General features: G+C 66.5%; 19 protein-coding genes. 9 read left to right on the forward strand and 10 right to left on the reverse strand.

Going from position 1 to position 18,676, the window contains the following annotated elements:
- The first annotated feature begins 46 nt into the window (after positions 1-46).
- Genes A9W96_RS14475 through A9W96_RS14500 form a run of 6 tightly spaced genes read left to right on the forward strand, consistent with a single transcriptional unit; the run spans position 47 to position 7,835 of the window.
- Positions 47-1,213 (forward strand): amidohydrolase family protein, encoded by a 1,167-nt coding sequence (locus A9W96_RS14475; RefSeq protein WP_067021571.1) that lies wholly within the window; start codon positions 47-49, stop codon positions 1,211-1,213.
- Positions 1,213-2,457: a Xaa-Pro peptidase family protein gene (locus A9W96_RS14480; RefSeq protein ID WP_067140669.1), complete on the forward strand. Its 1,245-nt coding sequence runs from the start codon at positions 1,213-1,215 to the stop codon at positions 2,455-2,457. Before A9W96_RS14475 ends, A9W96_RS14480 begins: the two co-directional genes overlap by 1 nt.
- Complete coding sequence (locus A9W96_RS14485; RefSeq protein WP_067140671.1) at positions 2,447-3,586, forward strand: Xaa-Pro peptidase family protein; 1,140 nt, start codon at positions 2,447-2,449, stop codon at positions 3,584-3,586. Before A9W96_RS14480 ends, A9W96_RS14485 begins: the two co-directional genes overlap by 11 nt.
- Positions 3,587-3,588: 2 nt before the next feature.
- Positions 3,589-4,587, forward strand: a complete 999-nt coding sequence (locus tag A9W96_RS14490; protein WP_067140673.1) for an enoyl-CoA hydratase/isomerase family protein — start codon at positions 3,589-3,591, stop codon at positions 4,585-4,587.
- On the forward strand, positions 4,584-7,013 hold the full coding sequence (locus tag A9W96_RS14495; RefSeq protein WP_067140675.1) for a CaiB/BaiF CoA-transferase family protein: 2,430 nt from the start codon (positions 4,584-4,586) through the stop codon (positions 7,011-7,013). The genes A9W96_RS14490 and A9W96_RS14495 overlap by 4 nt, the downstream gene beginning before the upstream one ends.
- A gap of 6 nt (positions 7,014-7,019) precedes the next feature.
- Positions 7,020-7,835 (forward strand): SDR family NAD(P)-dependent oxidoreductase, encoded by an 816-nt coding sequence (locus tag A9W96_RS14500; protein WP_067140676.1) that lies wholly within the window; start codon positions 7,020-7,022, stop codon positions 7,833-7,835.
- Between the two features lie 216 nt (positions 7,836-8,051).
- On the opposite strand, the gene A9W96_RS14505 is transcribed toward A9W96_RS14500, so the two are convergent.
- A complete protein-coding gene (locus A9W96_RS14505) occupies positions 8,052-8,882 on the reverse strand; it encodes an SDR family NAD(P)-dependent oxidoreductase (protein ID WP_067140677.1) in 831 nt (276 codons plus the stop codon).
- Between the two features lie 85 nt (positions 8,883-8,967).
- On the opposite strand from A9W96_RS14505, the gene A9W96_RS14510 reads away from it, so the two are divergent.
- Positions 8,968-9,459 carry a MarR family winged helix-turn-helix transcriptional regulator gene (locus tag A9W96_RS14510; protein ID WP_067140678.1) on the forward strand — a complete coding sequence of 164 codons (492 nt, stop codon included), beginning with the start codon at positions 8,968-8,970 and terminating at the stop codon, positions 9,457-9,459.
- 20 nt (positions 9,460-9,479) lie between these two features.
- The gene (locus tag A9W96_RS14515; protein ID WP_067140679.1) at positions 9,480-9,896 is read left to right on the forward strand and encodes a DUF5313 domain-containing protein; all 417 of its coding nucleotides are present in this window, start codon (positions 9,480-9,482) and stop codon (positions 9,894-9,896) included.
- Positions 9,897-9,899: 3 nt separating this feature from the next.
- On the opposite strand, the gene A9W96_RS14520 is transcribed toward A9W96_RS14515, so the two are convergent.
- Positions 9,900-10,748 (reverse strand): mycofactocin-coupled SDR family oxidoreductase, encoded by an 849-nt coding sequence (locus A9W96_RS14520; RefSeq protein WP_067140680.1) that lies wholly within the window; start codon positions 10,746-10,748, stop codon positions 9,900-9,902.
- A gap of 231 nt (positions 10,749-10,979) precedes the next feature.
- Positions 10,980-11,630, reverse strand: coding sequence for a TetR/AcrR family transcriptional regulator (locus A9W96_RS14525; protein ID WP_066865760.1), 651 nt, complete (start codon positions 11,628-11,630; stop codon positions 10,980-10,982).
- Between the two features lie 242 nt (positions 11,631-11,872).
- Here A9W96_RS14525 and A9W96_RS14530 point away from each other — a divergent pair, with 242 nt between their 5' ends.
- The gene (locus tag A9W96_RS14530; RefSeq protein WP_067140735.1) at positions 11,873-13,060 is read left to right on the forward strand and encodes an acyl-CoA dehydrogenase family protein; all 1,188 of its coding nucleotides are present in this window, start codon (positions 11,873-11,875) and stop codon (positions 13,058-13,060) included.
- An 8-nt stretch (positions 13,061-13,068) separates the two neighbouring features.
- Here the strand turns inward: A9W96_RS14530 and A9W96_RS14535 are convergent, their stop codons facing one another.
- From A9W96_RS14535 to A9W96_RS14565, 7 genes are all read right to left on the reverse strand, one after another.
- The gene (locus tag A9W96_RS14535) at positions 13,069-13,338 is read right to left on the reverse strand and encodes a DUF4190 domain-containing protein (RefSeq protein WP_066865763.1); all 270 of its coding nucleotides are present in this window, start codon (positions 13,336-13,338) and stop codon (positions 13,069-13,071) included.
- A gap of 121 nt (positions 13,339-13,459) precedes the next feature.
- Positions 13,460-14,218, reverse strand: a complete 759-nt coding sequence (locus A9W96_RS14540) for an acyl-CoA dehydrogenase family protein (RefSeq protein ID WP_231999686.1) — start codon at positions 14,216-14,218, stop codon at positions 13,460-13,462.
- A 74-nt stretch (positions 14,219-14,292) separates the two neighbouring features.
- Positions 14,293-15,390, reverse strand: coding sequence for an acyl-CoA dehydrogenase family protein (locus A9W96_RS14545; RefSeq protein ID WP_067140682.1), 1,098 nt, complete (start codon positions 15,388-15,390; stop codon positions 14,293-14,295).
- Between the two features lie 17 nt (positions 15,391-15,407).
- Positions 15,408-15,878 carry a nuclear transport factor 2 family protein gene (locus tag A9W96_RS14550; protein ID WP_066865779.1) on the reverse strand — a complete coding sequence of 157 codons (471 nt, stop codon included), beginning with the start codon at positions 15,876-15,878 and terminating at the stop codon, positions 15,408-15,410.
- Positions 15,856-17,076: an amidohydrolase family protein gene (locus A9W96_RS14555; RefSeq protein WP_066865782.1), complete on the reverse strand. Its 1,221-nt coding sequence runs from the start codon at positions 17,074-17,076 to the stop codon at positions 15,856-15,858. Before A9W96_RS14555 ends, A9W96_RS14550 begins: the two co-directional genes overlap by 23 nt.
- 3 nt (positions 17,077-17,079) lie before the next feature.
- A complete protein-coding gene (locus A9W96_RS14560; protein WP_066865785.1) occupies positions 17,080-17,403 on the reverse strand; it encodes a hypothetical protein in 324 nt (107 codons plus the stop codon).
- Positions 17,387-18,664: an aromatic ring-hydroxylating dioxygenase subunit alpha gene (locus A9W96_RS14565; protein ID WP_067140683.1), complete on the reverse strand. Its 1,278-nt coding sequence runs from the start codon at positions 18,662-18,664 to the stop codon at positions 17,387-17,389. Before A9W96_RS14565 ends, A9W96_RS14560 begins: the two co-directional genes overlap by 17 nt.
- Positions 18,665-18,676 lie beyond the last annotated feature (12 nt).

An 18,676-nucleotide genomic window follows, 5' to 3' on the forward strand; every position in this document is an offset into this window, starting at 1 on the left:
CAGCCCGCTACTCATCAAATATTCGGATCCGAATGGAGGGTCAACGATGACGACTCAAACAAGTACGCTTTACCCGCCCGGCGGTTATGGCGCTCCGAAGGACCGCCGTGGTCACGCCGCGGGCAGCGACGTCGGCCTTCCACAGGGGACCGTCGTCTTCTCCGCGGACAACCACATCTCGCTCGCGGACGACATTTTCTACCAACGCTTCCCGGACGACCTGAAGGATAAGGCCCCGCGGATCTGGTACGAGGACGGCGCCTACCAGGTGGGCCGCAAGGGGCAGTCGTTCCTGCCGGGCGACTTCAGCGCCGTGCTGATGCAATACGACGACCTGCCCGGCGCCGCGAGCACCAACATCGAGGCGCGCATCCAGGAGCTGCACGACGACGGCGTCGAGAAGGAATTGGCGTTTCCCAACGCGGTGCTGGCGCTGTTTCACTACCCGGACAAGCAGCTTCGTGAGCTCGCCTTCCGCATCTACAACGAATACATCGCCGAGCTGCAGGAGCGCTCGAACGGCCACTTCTACGGCGCCGGACTGATCAACTGGTGGGACCCGCAGGGCACCAGGACGACGCTTGAAGAGCTGAAGTCGTTGGGGCTCAAGACGTTCCTGCTGCCGCTCAACCCGGGCAAGGACGACGACGGCAACATCATCGACTACGGCAGCACCGCGATGAAGCCGGTCTGGGACGAGATCGAGGCCGCCGGTCTTCCGGTGACCCACCACATCGGGGAGACCCCACCGAAAACGCCGTGCCAGTTCAACAGCGTGGTGGTAGGGATGATGATCAACATCGACGGATTCCGTGAGCAATTCGCCAAGTACCTCTTCACCGGAATTCTGGATGATCATCCCGGGCTGCGCATCGGCTGGTTCGAGGGCGGCATCTCCTGGGTGCCGTGGGCGCTGCAAGACGCCGACCACCTGATGGGCTCGTACCAGCACATGTTCAACCGGACTCTCGAGCACGAACCGCGTTACTACTGGGACACCCACATGAGCGCCTCGTTCATGGTCGACCCGCTGGGCTTGCAGCTGATCGATCAGATCGGGGTGGACAAGGTGATGTGGTCCAGCGACTACCCGCACAACGAGAGCACCTACGGCTATTCCGAGAAATCACTGAAATCCGTTGTGGATGCGGTGGGTCCGGAGAACGCGGTGAAGATCGTCAGCGACAACGTCACGAAGTTCCTGGGTCTGTAGTGACGACATTCGCGCAACTGAACACCGACACCGGCAACGGACTGGTGATCCCGGAAACCGCCGACCTGGCCCGCCTGCGCCGTGCGACGGGGGCCCGGCTGCGCTCGGCGATGGCGGAGCGCGGTGTCGACGCGATGATCCTGCTGGGCAACAACGCGGTGGTCTACGCCACCGGGGCCAGCTGGCCGCTCGGCGACGCCGGGTTGTCCTACGTCGAGCGGCCGGTGGCCGTGGTGCTCGCCGACGACGACTGGCCACACGTGTTCCTGCCGTTCCGCGAGGGGGCCGCACAGGAGTCGGACCTGCCCGCCGATCACCTGCACGGGCCCGTATATCTCGAATTCGACGAGGGCGTCGAGCATTTCGCGCATCAGTTGGCCGATCTCATCCCGGCCACTGCGGTAATCGCGGTCGACGAGTTCACCGGCGCCATGTCGCGTGCCGCCAAGGTTCTGTTCCCGGGCGGAGCACCCGTCGACGCCGCGGCCATCGTCAGCGCCGCCAAGTCGGTGAAGACTCCGGACGAATTGTCGTGCATGCGTACCGCGATCCAGATCACCGACGAGGCGATGGTCGAAGTGCAGAAGAGTTTGGCCCCGGGGATCCGTCAAATCGATTTGTCGGCAAGCTTTTTGCGCCGCGCCTTCGAGCTGGGCGCCACGGCCAGCATGCTTGAGCCGATCTGGCAGGTGATGCCGCCCAGCAAGGCCGAGGGTGTGTGGACCACACACGGCGACTTGGCGCTGCCGCTGCTCACCACGGAACGCGAGCTGGCCGAAGGCGACGTGCTGTGGACCGACGTCAGCATCACCTATCAGGGCTACTGTTCGGACTTCGGGCGCACCTGGATCGTCGGCCGCGATCCGTCACCCCGTCAACAGGCGCAGTTCGACAAGTGGTTCGAGATCATGAGCGCGGTCCTGGGTGTCGCCAAGGCCGGTGCCACCGCCGCGGATCTGGGGCGCGCCGCCATCAAGGCCAACGGTGGCACCAAGCCGTGGCTGCCGCACTTCTACCTGGGCCACGGAATCGGCGTCAATGCCGCCGAAATGCCCATGATAGGAACCGATCTCGGCCAGGAGTTCGACGAGAATTTCGTCCTGCAATCCGGGATGGTGCTGGTGCTGGAGCCCGTCGTCTGGGAGGACGGCACCGGCGGCTATCGCAGCGAAGAGGTTCTGGTGATCACCGAGGAAGGTTGGATCCGTTTGACCGACTACCCCTATGACCCTTATGGCAACTGAAGTCCTGCCTGACGAGCGCACGCTGCGCCTGGGCCGCCGCCGCCGGGCGCTGGCCCAGATGGCCGCACACGATCTCGACGTCCTGGTCCTCGGCCGGCAAGCCAATGTCCGGTATGTCACCGGGGCGCCGCAACTGTGGGTCGCCGGTACCCGGCCCTTCGGCCCGACCTGCGTGCTGGTGCGCGAAACCGGCGCCGTCCACCTCCTGAGCACCTGGGACGAGGGCGTTCCGGAAGACATCCCTCACGAAAACCTCTACGGCATCTCGTGGAATCCGATGAACACCATGTCGGCGCTGCAGCGCATCGACGGCGCGGCGAGCGCGCGGCGCGTCGGAACCGACGCCCTCTCACCAGTTTTCGCCCAGTTGCTACCGACCGCGTTTCCCAACGCCCAGCTGGTCGACGGCGAGCTGGCCATGCGGGCGGCACGCCGCATCAAGACGGACGAGGAGATAGCGGCCATCCGGGAATCCGTCGCGGTGGCCGAGTCGGCCCTGGCGGCCGCGGTATCCGAGTTGCGGCCGGGGGTGACCGAGCAGGCGCTGGCCGGCGTCCTGCTGGAGGCATCCGCGGCCGGCGGGGTCAGCACCCCGTCGAATCAGGATGTCGCATGGGTGACTTCACGCAAGCATCCATGGCGGCGGGCCGACGACGGTGATCGGAACGACGGCCGTATCCAGGACGGCGATCTGGTGGCCTTCTCCGCCGGCGTCCTGGCCGGGGGCTACGTCGGTGAGGTCGGCCGGACCTGGCCCGCCGACACCAGGCACGCGCCCAACGGGGCCGCCGCCCTGCAGCGGCGCTGGGAGAGCCTGTGGGGCAATCTGATCGGTGCCTGCCGGCCCGGGGCGGGCGCGGGCCAACTGCTCGCCGCCTACCACGCCGCCGGCGAGCCCGAGCCGCCGATGCCGGTGGCCCGCGGCCTGGGCATGGGGTTCGACCCGCCCGTCGTCTCCAAGCATCTGCCCGCGACCGCGGCCGGCGAACGCCTCGAGCCCGGGATGGTGCTGGCCGTCACCGGTTATGTATGGGAAGAGGGAGTCGGCGCTGTCTTCGGGCGAGAGGCGGTCCTGATCACCGCCGACGCCCCCGAGGTGCTCACCGGTAGCCCGTTCTGGCAACCCTAGCCATGAACGAGCCCTCCGAGCCCGCGGCCGAAGAGATCATCCGGTATGACAAGGACGCCACGACGCGGATCGCCACGATCACGTTCGACCGCCCGGACTATCTCAACGCGCCGACGATCGCCGCGCGGGTGCGTTACGCAGACTTGTTGCACCGGGCCAACATCGACGACGACGTCAAGGTTCTGGTGGTCCGCGGTGCCGGCGACGACTTGGGCTCGGGTGCGGATCTCACCGAGGCCATGCGGATGCGCGACGCGGCGGACCAGGGTCCGCGGCTCGCCGAATACCGGATCGGCGCTGACGAAGTCCGATACCCGCCGCAGGGGTCGCTTCGTAACGGTGCCACGCTCGGCCAGTGGTATGCCAACCCGAACTCGGGCATTCGCGGCCTGCAGGACTTCAAGAAGATCAGCATCCTCGAGGCCAAGGGTTACTGCTACGGCTGGCATTTCTACCAGGCCGCCGATGCCGACCTGGTGATCTCCAGCGACGACGCGCTGTTCGGGCACCCGTCGTTCCGGTATTACGGTTGGGGGCCCCGCATGTGGTGGTGGGCGCAGACCATGGGCATCCGCAAGTTTCAGGAGATGGTGTTCACCGGACGGGCTTTCACCGCCGCGGAGATGTATGACTGCAACTTCCTCAACAGCGTGGTGCCGCGGGCTGAACTCGAGGCCGAGGTGGACAAGTACGCGCTCGCGTGTGCCAGTAACCGCCCCACGGACACGGTCTTCATGCAGAAGGTCTTCTTCGAAATCATGAAGCAGTTCCAGGGCGAATATCTGGGCAGCATGCTCAGCGGCGTGTTCGAGTCAATGGGAGGCAGTGTCCGCCCGGACGCCGGCGATGAGTTGATGCTCGGCGACGCGATGAAGCGGGGCCTGGGTGACGCGGTCAAGGACAACGACGTCAAGTTCCCCGCCGAATGGCGGCTGAGCAAGAAGGCCCGCAAGAAGGCGCGAGCCGACAAGAACAGCAACGCGAAGAGAAAGAAGCAGTGACGCAACGTCGCGTCGAACCGCCGCTTGACGGCTATACCGTGATCGACCTGTCCACCGGTATAGCCGGCGCCTACTGCACCAAGTTGCTTGCCGACGGCGGTGCCCACGTCGTGAAAGTGGAGCCTCCGCAGGGTGACTCGCTGCGCGCATGGTCGGCCTCGGGCGCCACCATCCCGGCCGGCGGTGACGGCGCGCTGTTCAGCTTCCTGGCCGGGGCGAAACACAGTGTCGTCGCCGATCCCGCCGCCGACGACGACGTCGAACTGGTGAACCGGCTGCTGGCCGCCGCGGATGCGGTGGTGTGGTCCGCCGGCTCCGAAGTGGCCGAACACCCGAACTTTTCGCCGCGCGGCATCCACGCCCGGCACCCACATCTGACGGTCACCGCGATCACGCCGTTCGGCCTGGCGGGCCCGTGGCGCGACCGCGCGGCGACCGAGTTCACGCTGCAGGCGTGGTCGGGAGGAATCGTCGGGCTGGGCCGCGGCGAGCAGGAGCGTCCGCCCGTCTTCGTCGGCGGTCAGGTCGGCGAATACCTGGCCGGCGTCTACGCGAGCGTGGCCACCCTGGCGTCCCGGTGGCGCCGAATCGACGGCGGGGCAGGAGAGCTGCTGGACCTGTCGATGCTCGAGACGCAGATCCTGTGCCTCACCTATTACCCGGTCTCCTACTTCGAAGTGCTCGGCCGGCCGTGGCGAGACATGCGGCGGCCGACCATTCCTGGAGTGGCTCAGGCCAAGGATGGCCTGGTCGACCTCGGGTGTGGGACCGCGCAGCAGTGGTTCGACCTGTGCGCGATGGTGGGCCGCCCGGAGTGGATCGATGAGGAATCGCCGCTGTCGATCACCGAGCAGGCGAACATCCACGCCGAGGAGATCTTCGCCTGGCTGGCCGACACCCCGGTCGACGAAATCCGGGAACTGGCTTCGGCATTCCGCATCCCGAACGCGCCCGTCGCCAACGGCGCCAACGTGACGTCGTTCGACCAGTTCGTGGCGCGCGATTCGTTCGTGCGCAATCCGCGCGACGGCTTCCAGCAGCCCAGCCACCCGTACCGCATGCGGCCCGCGCAGCTACGCCAACCGCAGCCGGCGCCGCGGTTGGGCGAGCACACCGAGCGCTACCGCACCGCGCATCTCCCGGCGCGGCCCGCGCCGAGCGGGGTCGCGAAACCGCTGCCGCTCAGCGGTATTCGGGTGCTAGACATGACGACGTTCTGGGCCGGTCCCTGCTGCACGCATGCGCTGGCCCTGCTCGGCGCCGAGGTCATTCACGTCGAGTCGACCCGCCGGCCCGACGGCACGCGGATGATCGCCGGCATACCGATCACCGAGGACCGGTGGTGGGAGAAGTCTCCGATCTTCGAGGCCCTCAACACCAACAAGAAAGGCCTCACCCTGGACCTGCAGAGTCCGCGAGGCCGGGAATTGCTGCGCGAGCTCATCGCAACGTCCGACGTGCTCGTGGAGAACTTTACGCCGCGCGTGCTGGACCAGATCGGCCTGGATTTCCCGACCGCACAGTCGATTCGACCGGACATCGTGATGGTGCGGATGCCGGGCTTCGGCCTGGAGGGACCCTGGCGTGACAACCCGGCATTCGCCTACGTCATCGAATCGGCCTCCGGGGTGAGTTGGCTCACCGGCTATCCCGATCGCACGCCGTATGACCCGTATTCGATCGGAGATCCTAACGCGGGCGTGCATGCACTCAACGCGATACTGCTGGCGCTCGAGCACCGGCGCCGCACGGGCGAGGGCGTGTTCGTCGAAGCGGCGATGGTCGATGCCGCGCTCAACATCGCCGCCGAGCAGGTCATCGAGTACTCGGCGTACGGCGCGCTGCTGGCGCGCGCCGGCAACCGGGGACCCACCGCCGCGCCGCAGAACCTCTATCTGAGCGCCGACATCGACGAATTCGGCCGCCTCGACAGCTGGGTCGCCATCGCCGTGGCCACCGACGAGCAGTGGGCCAGTCTGGCCCGGGCGATCGGGTCACCTTCTTGGGCAACCGATTCCGCGCTTTCGACCCAGGCGGGCCGGCGCCTGCACCACGACCGAATCGACGGCCAGCTCGCCGCCTGGTGCGAGCGCCGCAGCCGCGACGAAATCGTCACAACCCTGTGGGACGCGGGCGTGCCGGTGGCCAAGGTCATGCAACCGCACCGGCAACCCGAGCTGGCACAGTTGGCCTTTCGGGATTTCTTCGAAGTTGTCGACCATCCCGTCAACGGCCCGGCTAGGCTCAGCACCGTGCCGATGAGGTTCTCGACCTGTCCCCACAAGTTCCACACCGCGCATGCGCCGTTGCTGGGGCAACACAACCACGAACTGCTGTCCCAATTGGGCCTGTCCGATTCGCAGATCGCCGAGCTGGAAGCCGACGGCGTGATCGGCAGTGCACCGGCGATGCACGCGCGGAGCTGATCGACGATGACGATCGACCCCTCGAACATCCTGCTCACCGAGCGCGTCGCCGTGGTGACCGGTGGGGGAGCGGGCATCGGTCGCGGGATTGCCGCCGGCATGGCCGCATTCGGTGCGCGGGTGGCGATCTGGGAGCGTGACCCGCAGACCTGTGCGCAAGCGTCCGAAGCCATCGGGGCCCTGGGAATCGTCACCGACGTCCGAGACGGCAACCAGGTCGACGCCGCCCTGGAACGCACCAGCGCCGAGCTGGGCACGCCGACGATCCTGGTGAACAATGCCGGCGGGGTGTTCTCCTCGCCCCTGCTGGACACCAGCGAAAACGGCTGGGACGCACTGTATAAGGCGAACCTGCGCCACGTGCTGCTCTGCACCCAGCGAGTTGCCCGGCAGCTGGTTGCCGAGGGCGTTGGCGGCAGCGTCATCTCGGTGACGTCGATCGAAGGCGTCCGAGCCGCACCGGGCTATGCCGCCTACGCCGCGGCCAAAGCGGGGGTGATCAACTACACCAAGACCGCGGCCCTGGAGTTGGCGCCGCACGGCATCCGGGTCAACGCGATAGCGCCCGACATCACGCTCACCGAGGGCCTGGCGGCGCTCAACAGCGACGGTGCGGCGGCGGCCATGGCGGACATCGTGCCGCTGGGCCGCCCCGGTCATGTCGACGAAATCGCCGGCACCGCTGTGTTTCTGGCTTCCGACATGTCGGTCTATCTCACCGGGCAGACGCTGCACGTCGACGGCGGCACCCACGCTGCCAGCGGCTGGTACCACGACCCCCAGACCGGTGACTACCGATTGGGGCCGCCGCCATCGAGCTAGTGGCGGTCGCAAGTGCGGCGAAGCCGGGCGCGGCGGGCCGCCACCATCGAGCTAGTGGCGGTCGCAAGTGCGGCGAAGCCGGGTGCGGCGGGCCGCCACCATCGAGCTAGTGGCGGTCGTAAGTGCGGCGAAGCCGGGCGCGGCGGGCCGCCACCATCGAGCTAGTGGCGGTCGTAAGTGCGGCGAAGCCGGGTGCGGCGGGCCGCCACCATCGAGCTAGTGCGTCCAGCCCTCGGCGGCCTGTTCGTCGAAGGTCCGGTCGATGCGCTCGAACCGGCGGCGGATCGAATCCCGGGCGGCCCCGTGCGGCAGCACGTAGAGGCGGTTGGCCAGGATCGCATTGGCCGTCAACCGCGCGACGTCCTCCGCGCTGACCGCCTCGTCCTGCGTCGGCAGTGTCCCGAAGGCCCCCTCGGGTGATGCCGACAGCCCATAGTCCGCGCCGCGAATCCGTTCGGAGTTGGAGACCAGCTTGGTCTCCACCACCATCGGGCACAGCACCGACACCCCGATGCCGTTGGGCTTGAGCTCGCGGGCGAGCGTTTCGGCGAGTCCGACGACGCCGTACTTGGCAACGCCGTAGGTCCCCAGGCCGTTGTTGGGCACCAGCCCGGCGAAGGACGCGGTGAATGCGATGTGCCCACCCTTGCCTTGATCGAGCAGCCTCGGCACGAACGCCTCGACGGCATGGATCGAACCCCACAGGTCGATGTCGATCACCCAGCGCCAGTCGTCGTGGCTCGTCTGGGCCATCGGCCCCGCGACGACGATGCCGGCGTTGCTGAACAGGACATCGACCTGGCCGAGCAACCGGAAGGACTCCTCCGCGAGGTGCACCATCTCCTCGAGGTGCCGGACGTCGCAGACCACGCCGTTTGCATCGAACCCCTCGCCGCGCAGCCGGTTCACCGCCTGTTCCAGCGCGGGCTGATCGACATCGGACAGCACCACGCGGGCGCCCCGCCGGGCGAATTCGGTGGCGGTGGCCAACCCGATGCCGCTCGCACCGCCGGTGATTACCGCCCCGCGTCCCTCGAAATCGTCCATAGATTCCGAGCGTATTACCCGCGCGGTGGGCGGTGTGAGAGGCGTCATGTAGATAGCCCGCTAACTATTAGGGCACCATATAATTATGGCCGCTGCGACCACTCGCGAAATCGATCCGCTCGCCCTGGAACACCAGGTGTGCTTCGCGCTCGCGACGACCAACCGGGCGGTGTTGGCGGTGTATCGGCCCCTGCTGGAGCCCCTCGGGCTGACCCACCCGCAATATCTGGTGATGCTGGCGCTGTGGGATCACCGCAAGACGCCCGGGGCCGACCGGTTTCCGTTGTCGGTCAAGCAGATCGCCGCGGCGTTGCAGATGGATTCCGCGACGCTGTCGCCGATGCTCAAGCGCTTGGAGGGGCAGGGGCTGATCACTCGTGCCAAGAATCCGGCCGACGAACGCACCACCGATGTGACGCTCACACAGCGAGGAATCGCGTTGCGGGAGAAGGCACTCGAGATCCCGCCCGCCGTGGTGGCGCGCCTGGGCGTGGAACTTGCCGAGCTCGAGAACCTGCACCAGGTCCTTACCCGAATCAACGCCGCCGCCGTGGCAGCCGGCGCACTGCAATCCTGACATCACCCCGAGGAGCCATCATGACCGCCGCGAAACCCAATCTCTGGCAGCGCATCGGCTATGCCTACGGGCGGCGACTGCCCGACTCGATGCGTGACTGGGTGGCGGGCGATCTGGCCGGGGAGGGAGCCATCCGCCGGCACATGATCAGGTGGGCCATACCGCCCCTGTTGGTCCTTGCCCCGTTTTGGTTGCTGCCCGCCTCGCTCTACGTGCACACGGAGATGACGGCGCCGCTCCACATCTGGGCGTTGCTGATAACCCTTGCCCTGAACAAGGTCTGGCGCCGCCACCGGTTGGCCGTTCATGGACTGGATCCGAACCTGGTCGACGTGATCAACCGACAAAAACAGGCGCGGATGCACGAGGACTACATCCGCCGCTACGGGCCGCGACCCGAATCGGCCGAATGGCAGTCCAACAGCAGCCCCTTCTAGCGGCTACTTGAGGCAGCTACCCGCATCGATGGGCAGGGTCACGCCGGTGATGTAGCGGGCCTCGTCCGAGGCGAAGAACAGCACCGCGTTGCTGATGTCGATCGGCTCGACCCAGGGGATCGGCAGCGTGTGGAACAGTTGACAGATCGGCGCCATGTCGTCGGGACCCGGGTTTTCCAGGTCGGGACGGAACATCTTGAAGGTGCCGTCGTTGTGCAGCATGGGCGTCTTGACATGGGTCGGGTGCACGGAGTTGACGCGAATCATGTGCTGTCCCAGCTCAACTCCGAAGGCGCGCATCAGCCCGACGACGCCGTGCTTGGCCGCGACATAGTGGCCGGTGTGGGGGTAGGCCTTGAGCCCGCCGACCGAGCTGGTCAGGATGATCGAACCGCCGTTGCCGCCCGCGATCAGATGCGGCACACCGGCTTTCACGGTTTTCCACACGCCGGCCAGGTTGATGTCGATCATCTCGGTCCAGTCTTCTTCGCTGGTCTTGTCCAACGTTTCGCCGCCGTTGCCGATTCCGGCGTTGGCCACGATGATGTCGAGCCGGCCGAGTTGCTCGACGCCGGTGTCCACCGCCGCCTTGAGTGCGGCATAGTCGCGCACGTCGACTTCGGCCGTGAAGATCCTGCGGTTGTGCCCCTTGACCAGGTCGGCGGTCTCGGCGAGGTCTTCGGGTGTCGATGCTGGGATCGCGGTGTCCAGCACGCCTTCGCGGATGGGCTTGCAGATGTCGATGGCGATGATGTCGGCACCCTCCTGGGCCAACCGCACCGCGTGGCTGCGGCCCTGACCGCGCGCCGCTCCGGTGAGGAAAGCGACTTTGCCCTCAACACGTCCGGTCATGGCTACCTCAACTCCTGACTTGATCGATCGGCACGCCTGCGCCGGAGAACGATGCGTCCGGGACCGCGAGTCTTGCCGCCCTTGAACTCTGTCATTCGGCCGTCGCGGGTGTCAATGACGAATCCGTTTCGGCTATTTGTGGTTCTAGATATTAGAGAATCTCATTCTCACCGGCAAACGGCGTGCGCTATTTGCTCATGGCGAGATGCGGGAACGCGGGGCGTTCGGGCGCTACGCGACGAATCCGCGTGAGCAGAAATCCCATACCTCTTCGGCGGTGATCGGATGCGTCGTCGCGTCGTCGGGCCCGCCGCTGGATTGTGCGATGAACATCACCGTCTGCATGGTCATGGCGGCCACCCGCTTGGGGTTGATGGTGGTGCGCAGCTTGCCGGCATCATGCGCCGCGTCCATCAGTTCGGTCAGCAACGCGAGCAGCGGTGCATGGGCGATCTTGACCTCGGCCGGGTGGGTGACAAGCAGTCGAGGAGCAAAGTCCGTGAACAGCGGGCGCTTGGCCGTCGGGTCCGGGCGGGACGCTTCGTACAGGAGCTGCACGGCGACCTGCAGCCGCTCCAGCGGATCGGCCTGGTTCTCGGTGGCCGCGCGGATCTGGTCGGCCGACCGGCTCAGTGCGTCCTCGAACAGCGCCAGCAGCAACTCGTGCTTGCCGTCGAATTGCAGGTAGAAGCTGCGCAACGACTGGCGGGAGCGGTCCACGACCTCCTGCACGGTAAAGTCCGTGCTGCCCTTTTCGATGATGATGGCCTGGGCGGCGTCGAGGAAGCGCTGAACGCGCTGCGCCGCACGCAATTTCGCCGTCTTGATCGACCGCTCGACCGCACGCTGCTTCCAGGCCGGCTCTTCGCTTGGATTGGTCACGGCCGACTCAGGTGATTGCCGCGCGGGGAGAACATGGTTGGACTCTACCGGAGAACGCCGTGACATCGCTGCGCTCGACCCCCTCACGGATCACGTGTCGGAGATTGTAACTTTCTTACCACGAGAATACTATTCTCTTAGACGTGTGTATGGAAGCGTAATCGCAAGAGTGAACCGCGTCGTCGGCGGAAACCTTGATCTACCGACGTATGGGAACGCTCAGGAGCAACCCGGGAAGTGCCGTGCAGCTGACGTTTGACGCCGACGTGGAGGCGTTCCGAGCCGAGTTCGTGGCTTTCCTCGACGCACACCTGCCTTCCGAGGCCGAGGCGTTGGTGCGGCCGCAGTCGAGCTCTGACGTTCCGGAGTGGGCCCGCCGGTGGCAACGCCTGCTGTTCGACAACGGCTGGCTACAACCCGGCAACCCGCCGGAGTTCGGCGGACGCAACGCGACGCTGCTGCAGCAGTACGTGTACTCCGAAGAGTTGTCGCGCCGGCGGATCTATCAAAGTTTCAATCCCCAGGGCGTCGGGATCATCGCGGCGTCGTTGTTGTCGTTCGGCACGCCCGAACAGAAGCAACGGTGGGCGGTGCCGATCCTGCGCGCGGAGATCACCGCGTCGCTGGGAATGAGCGAGCCCGGCGCGGGATCGGATCTCGCTTCGCTGAAGACGCGCGCGGTGCGCCACTCCGATTCGCAAGGCGACTGCTTCATCGTCAACGGGCAGAAGGTGTGGACATCGGGCGCCCATCACGCCGATGTGTTGCTGACATTCGTGCGCACCGATCCGGACGCGCCAAAGCACAAGGGGATCAGCGCTTTACTGATCCCCACCGACACCCCCGGTGTGGTTCGGCGCCCGTTCGCCTCGATGGGTGACATCGAAGACGTCGACTTCAACGAGGTCTTCTTCACCGATGCCCGGGTGCCGGCCGAGAACCTGGTGGGAGAGCTCAACGGCGGCTGGCGCGTCGCGACCGGTTCGCTCGGCCACGAACGCGCGATGCTGTGGCTGGACTACGCGGACATGCTGCACGCGATGACCGTCGAGTCGAGCCCCTCGGGGCCGGTGCAGCGGGACAGCTACGCGACGCTGGTGATGGATTTCTACGCGATGCGGCTACTGGGGTCGGCGACGCTCGCCAAAGCCGCGCGTGGCGAAGAGGATGTGCCCGCCCAGTCGGTGCTCAAGTTGCTCGGCTCGGAGGCGATGCAACGCGCCTGCGAGGACGCGCTGGCCGCCAAGGACGGCGAGGGACTGGCCTTGCGCGGAGTCACCGCCCCGTTCGCCCCGCTCAATCTGGACAGCCACTACGGCAGCTGGTTCGACCGGTACGCGCGCACCTTCGCCGCGACCATCGCCGGTGGTACGTCGGAGATTCAGCGCAACATCATCGCCGAACGCGTGCTCGGGTTACCGCGCAATTGATCTGCGCGTCAATGGTTTCGGGCGTCCAGGTGGGCGTAGTAGCCGATGGCGACAAGACCCGCAACTATCGCAACCGTCCCTAGAACCATCCCGGCCAGAGCGGTTCGGCGGTTGTTCGCCTGGCCGCGGACCACCCTTCGCCGGGCGATGTCGCCGGTCACCACGGCCGCGATGCCGAAGGGCACCCCGAGCAGCAGCCAGCAGGTGATGAGTCCGACCAGGCCCAGGAGCACCGAGGCGACCCCGAACTGGTTTTGTGGTCCTTGCGGCTGACTCATTGCGTCCCACCTCCCAGGGCTCATGGTGGGGCCGACGTCCGCGCCGACGCCGAGCGACCAGGCGGCCCCCGCGAAGCATCTCATGCTCCGCGCACGGTGCCTGGGTGTGGGCCGCGCCGCGTTACAGCTGCGCGAGCCGGGGCGCCGAGCCGGCAGCCACGACCGCCTTTCCGGCCTGACGGGTGAGTTCTTTCGAACTACTCAGCAGTCCGTCGAGGATCAACGACCGCTTGATGTGGTGGTGCAGCGGGTGTTCGGCGGTGAAGCCGATGCCGCCGAGCACCTGCTGACAGTGACGCGCGGTGATCAGCGCCGCCTGGCCGGCCGCGGCCTTGGCCAGCAGCGAAGCAAGCCCCTGCGGGTCGTCGCAATCCGTGGCGGCCTGCAGTGTCGCCTCGGCACCCTCGATCGCGACCAGCGCCTCGGCCAGTCGATGCCGGATCGCCTGGAACGAACTGATGTGCCGACCGAACTGGACCCGGTCGACGGCGTGCTGACGAGCCAGTGACAGCATGGCGCGGCTGGTGCCGACCAGCCACCACCCGAGAGCCCGCCAACCCGCGTACCGCGCGGCGGGCGGCAACGAATCATCGTGAGGCACACGGTGTATCGGCAACAGCTCGTCGATCGCCGAGTCGGCATGGTCACGGCGCTCCCACAGCACCCAGGAGCCACCGGCGAACGGCAGCGGCAGGGTTCCCCCGGGCGCGTCGCCCGCCGCGCGCAGCACCACGTCGTTGAGCACGGGTGCGTGGGCACCGGTCTCACCGAGCAGCTTGAACACCAGAGGTATTGCGATGTCGGGCATTTCGTCGAGCATGTCGCGCCAGCCGAGCTCGGTCAGCGCCGCGTCGAGCTTGGCTCCCGAGGCGGCCGTCATCGTCGTCCGCAACGACTCCGCAAGCAGGCGAAGCGATTCGGGATCGGACTCGATGTCCGTCGAAGGGGTCACGGTCACTCCTTCCCGAGGTCGAGTAGCCGGCGGGCGATGATATTGCGCTGGATCTCGGCGGTGCCGCCGTAGATCGTCGCGGCGCGCGAATACAGATATTCCGAACGCCACGGCGTGTCTTCGAGCTCCAGCGTTCCCGGCAACACGTCGCGAACGGTGTCGTAGAGTCGCTGCTCCGCGGAGGCCAGCAGCACCTTGTCGATGGAGGTGTCCGGCCCCAGCCTGGCCCCGTCGCGCATGCGATGCTGGGTGGCACGCGATCGGCAGCGCAACGTATGAAGAGCCAAATAGGCCCCGCCGAGCGCGGATTCGTCGGGGTCCCCGTTTTCTGACGCCGCGGTGATCAAGTCGTCGAAACGTGAATAGAGGTAGGCGATTCGCTGCCAGAAGCAGGCGGAGCGTTCGTAGGGCAGCAGGTCCATGGCCAGTCGCCAGCCGTCCCCGGGCTTGCCCAGCATCCGGTTGGCCGGAATCACCACGTCGTCGTAGTACACCTCGCAGAATTCGTCGACGCCGTGCATCGTGCGCAGCGGGCGGATGGTGATGCCGGGGGTGTCGAGGTCGACGAAGAACGCGGTGATCCCGTCGTGGCCGGGCGCGGTGCGGGTGAGCAGGACGCACCGGGTGGAGAACTGCGCGAAGCTGGTCCAGACCTTTTGTCCGTTGACGATCCAGTTATCGCCTTGCTGCGTCGCGCGGGTGGTCAGCGACGCCAGGTCACTGCCCGACCCCGGCTCGGAAAAGCCTTGGCACCATTGCTCTTCCCCGCTGAGCAGCCGCGGCACCATTTCCTTGGCGAGCTCCACGGGCGCGTAATCGATCATCGTGGGGGCGAGGACCTCGAGCATCGAATAGGGGCCGGGTTCGGCCAGGCGCCGACCCACCACCTCTTCGCCGACGATCGCGCGCAGCACTGCCGGGCCGCCCAGCCCACCGACCTCGACCGGCCAGCCGAACCGCATCCAATCGGCGTCGTAGAGCGCGCGGCTTACCCGGGCGAACTGCCGCATGTGCCCCTGCAGCGAGTGGTCGGGCTCGGGGGTCAGATCGTTGTCGTCGAGCCACGCGCGCAGGTCGGCCCGGAACTGCTCGACATTCACTTCGATTGGTCGGCTCCTTAAGTCGCTGCCTGGGCCGCGGAGTCACCGGCGGGACGGCCGATGGCGTGCGGGCGCCCGGAGTCGTGCACCCCGCTGCGGCGGATGAAGGTCATGGCGCGCGTCTTCAGTCGCCACCCGTCAGCGGTCCGCAGATAGGTGTCGCGGTAGTAACCGATCCGCATGTCGTGAGTGGCATGGTCGATGAAGCACAGCGGTTGGGTGCCGGTGGCCGCATCCCCATTAAGGTCGACCACCGCGGTTCCGGTGAGGAACAAGCCCTTTGGGGCCGCGGCCACCAATTCCGGGAATCGGCTCAGGCTGTAGGTCTCGCCGAAGGCGCTGTAGGTGCCGTCGGGAGTGAAGACGGCGACCAGACCTTCGATGTCCTCCTGGGTGATGGTGACCGCGTAGCGGCCGAGCAGCTGCTGGATCTCGACCAGGTCATCAGTTCGGGTTGGGCCGCTTTTAGGCTGATCGGGCGTCGACATAGACCTTGCCGCCTTTCATGACGAAGCTGACACGCTGGGTAACCGTGATGTCTTCCAACGGGTTTCCCGGTACCGCGATGATATCCGCGAGCTGGCCCGCCGCGAGGCGCCCCCGGTCGGTCGAGTTGATCAGCTCGGCCGCGGTGATGGTGGCGGCCCGCAACACCGCCAGCGGCGGCATGCCCCATTCCACCAGCGTGACAAGCTCGTCGGCGTTCTTGCCGTGCGGGATTGCCGGGGCGTCGGTGCCGACCGCGATTTTCACCCCGGCCTCGTAGGCGGCCTTGATCGAGGTCTCGGCCTTGGGGAACATCTCGGCCGCCTTGTCCTGCAGGGCTTTCGGGGCGCGTGACACGTCCATCGCCTGGGCGAGCCTGCGGGTGGTCACCAGGAACCTGTCGTTGTCGACCAGCATCTGGATGGCCTCGTCGTCCATCAGGAACCCGTGCTCGATGCAGTCGATACCGCACGCGACCGCGTGCTTGACGGCTTCCGCGCCGTGCGTGTGGGCGGCGACACGCAGTCCACGGCGGTGCGCCTCGTCGACGATCGCGCGCAGTTCCTCGTCCGAGTAGTGTTGCGCCCCAGCCTCACCGGTCAACGACATGACACCGCCGGAAACGCACACCTTGATCAATTCGGCGCCGTGCTTGATCTGGTAGCGCACCGCCTTGCGGATCTCGTCGACCCCGTTGGCGATGCCCTCTTCGATCGTGAGCTCGAGTGCGCCCGGCATGAATGCGGCGAACATCGTCGGGTCAAGGTGCCCGCCGGTGGGCGTGATCGCGTGGCCGGCGGGGACGATTCGGGGCCCCTCGATCCAGCCCGCGTCGATGGCCTTGGCCAGGGCGACGTCGAGCAGGTAGCCGCCGGTCTTGACGAACAATCCCAGGTTGCGCACGGTGGTGAAACCGGCGCGCAGCGTGCGCCGGGCGTTGCCGACAGCGCGCAGCACCCGCGTCGGCGGGTCGTCTTGCACCTGGGACAGCCCGGGCGTCTCCCCGCGCCCGCCCATCAGGAGGTTGACCTCCATGTCCATCAGGCCCGGCAACAGAACTTGGTCGCCCAGCTCGATGATTTCGCCTTCGGGGTCGCCCCCCACGCCGACGATCCGGTCGTCCTGGATCTTCAGGATGCCGGGCCGGATGATCTCGCCGCCGTCAACGTCGAGCAGCCCCGCGGCCTTGAGCGTCAGCACCTGCTAGATCACCGGTTCCCGGATCACTTCAACCCACGCCGCGCCGCTGTCCGGCACGCGCGGCTGCTTCCACGCCTCGATGGGGAAGGACACCATGACGAGCGACTGCATCATGTGCATCAACGTCTTTGCGTCCTCCGGCAGGTCGTCCAAGGGGAACTTGTCGCAGTAGGCGATGACGTCGTTCAGCATCGGGAAAGCGACGTCGTAGAACTCCTGCATCTGGGCCATCGTCGAGGCCAACCGCTTGGCGTAGCGCTCGGGCTCGGTGGCCAGGTCCCACTCCAAAAAGGGCTCGAGGGCGGCGAATTCAGACGGTAGCGCCATTGCGCTGGTACTCCTTGACGTAGTTGGCGGTCGTGTGGTGCAGGTGTCGGATCAAGACTTCCTGGTCGCAGAGCAGGAACTCCTTGACGGCCCGGGTGCCGATCATGGTCTGGGTCGCTTCCAGGGTGTTGGCGTCCTGCAGCGCGTACTCCTTGAACGTCACGGCGGCCAACTCCTGGGCCAGGCGTTCCCGCGCATTGCGCGGCGGCACGAAATACAGCGACGACTCGAAGATGTGCTTGTCCACCGCGGTCGGCCAGTAGTGGTAGGTCAAATACCAGCCCGGCTCCCAGATCAGCAGCATGAAGTTCGGGTAGAACAGCCACGAGTCGATGCCCCACTGCGGCACCCGCTTCACGTTGACGCCCGGTGGCAGCTCCATGTTCTGGATGATCTCCGGCTTGTCCCACGGACCGAACAACCTGCTGCGCAACACCTGGTCCATCGGCTTGACCATCGACATGTCCGGGGGAGGTGCCTGACCGCCCCAGGTCGACTGCAGGTTGTGCGGGCCGGCCAGCTCGTAGTGCAACGCCTCGTAGCCGAACTTCTGGATCTTGGCGGCTTCTTCCTTGGTGTACTGACCCTGGTGCAGGATCGGCGCGTGGTAGAACTCGACGAACGCGTCGATGAACAGCTTCCAGTTGCTGCCGACCTCCGCCCGGTAGGAGTAGGTCTCGGTCATCTCGCCGAACGGGTAGCCCTCGATGCTCTTGGCCAGCGGTCCGAGGTAGTCGGTGAGCGGCGCCGCGTTGTCGTCGAAGTTGATGAAGATGAAGCCTTCCCACACCTCGCAGCGAACCGGCGCCAGGCCGAAGTTGCTCTTGTCGAGGTCGAAGAACTCTTCTTCCTGTTGAACGAAGGTCAGATCGCCGTCGAGGCTGTAGCGCCAGGCGTGGTACTTGCAGGTGAACTGCCGGCAGGTGCCGGAGGTCTCCTCGTTGGGAAAGTCGTTCCACACCAACTTGTTTCCGCGGTGGCGGCAGACATTGTGGTACGCCTTGACGGACCCGTCCTTGGTCTTGGTGATGATCACCGACGTGCCCTTGCCGGCGGAGGGTAGTTCCCTGGTGAAGTAGCTGCCGGTGCGGGGCAGGCGCTCGACGCGGCCGACGTTGAGCCAGGTCTTCCTGAACACGGCGTCACGTTCGGCCTCGAAGAACGCGGGGTCGATCGAGTCGGTGTAGTCGACCGGCGCGGTCCCCAACTCGGGGTAGTTTTCTGTCCAGCTGCCGGCGGCTGGCTTCGGGAAGTGCGGCAACGTTCTTACTCC

This window comes from Mycobacterium sp. 1245852.3 (assembly GCF_001669335.1).
GTDB lineage: Bacteria > Actinomycetota > Actinomycetes > Mycobacteriales > Mycobacteriaceae > Mycobacterium > Mycobacterium europaeum_A.

Coding starts and splice junctions, on each gene's coding strand:
- A9W96_RS14560 (WP_066865785.1), bottom strand. CDS start 17,403: ATGGCGCTACCGTCTGAATTCGCCGCCCTCGAGCCCTTTTTGGAGTGG.
- A9W96_RS14510 (WP_067140678.1), top strand. CDS start 8,968: ATGGCCGCTGCGACCACTCGCGAAATCGATCCGCTCGCCCTGGAACAC.
- A9W96_RS14520 (WP_067140680.1), bottom strand. CDS start 10,748: ATGACCGGACGTGTTGAGGGCAAAGTCGCTTTCCTCACCGGAGCGGCG.
- A9W96_RS14535 (WP_066865763.1), bottom strand. CDS start 13,338: ATGAGTCAGCCGCAAGGACCACAAAACCAGTTCGGGGTCGCCTCGGTG.
- A9W96_RS14500 (WP_067140676.1), top strand. CDS start 7,020: ATGACGATCGACCCCTCGAACATCCTGCTCACCGAGCGCGTCGCCGTG.
- A9W96_RS14475 (WP_067021571.1), top strand. CDS start 47: ATGACGACTCAAACAAGTACGCTTTACCCGCCCGGCGGTTATGGCGCT.
- A9W96_RS14485 (WP_067140671.1), top strand. CDS start 2,447: ATGGCAACTGAAGTCCTGCCTGACGAGCGCACGCTGCGCCTGGGCCGC.
- A9W96_RS14490 (WP_067140673.1), top strand. CDS start 3,589: ATGAACGAGCCCTCCGAGCCCGCGGCCGAAGAGATCATCCGGTATGAC.
- A9W96_RS14540 (WP_231999686.1), bottom strand. CDS start 14,218: ATGACGGCCGCCTCGGGAGCCAAGCTCGACGCGGCGCTGACCGAGCTC.
- A9W96_RS14515 (WP_067140679.1), top strand. CDS start 9,480: ATGACCGCCGCGAAACCCAATCTCTGGCAGCGCATCGGCTATGCCTAC.
- A9W96_RS14505 (WP_067140677.1), bottom strand. CDS start 8,882: ATGGACGATTTCGAGGGACGCGGGGCGGTAATCACCGGCGGTGCGAGC.
- A9W96_RS14550 (WP_066865779.1), bottom strand. CDS start 15,878: ATGTCGACGCCCGATCAGCCTAAAAGCGGCCCAACCCGAACTGATGAC.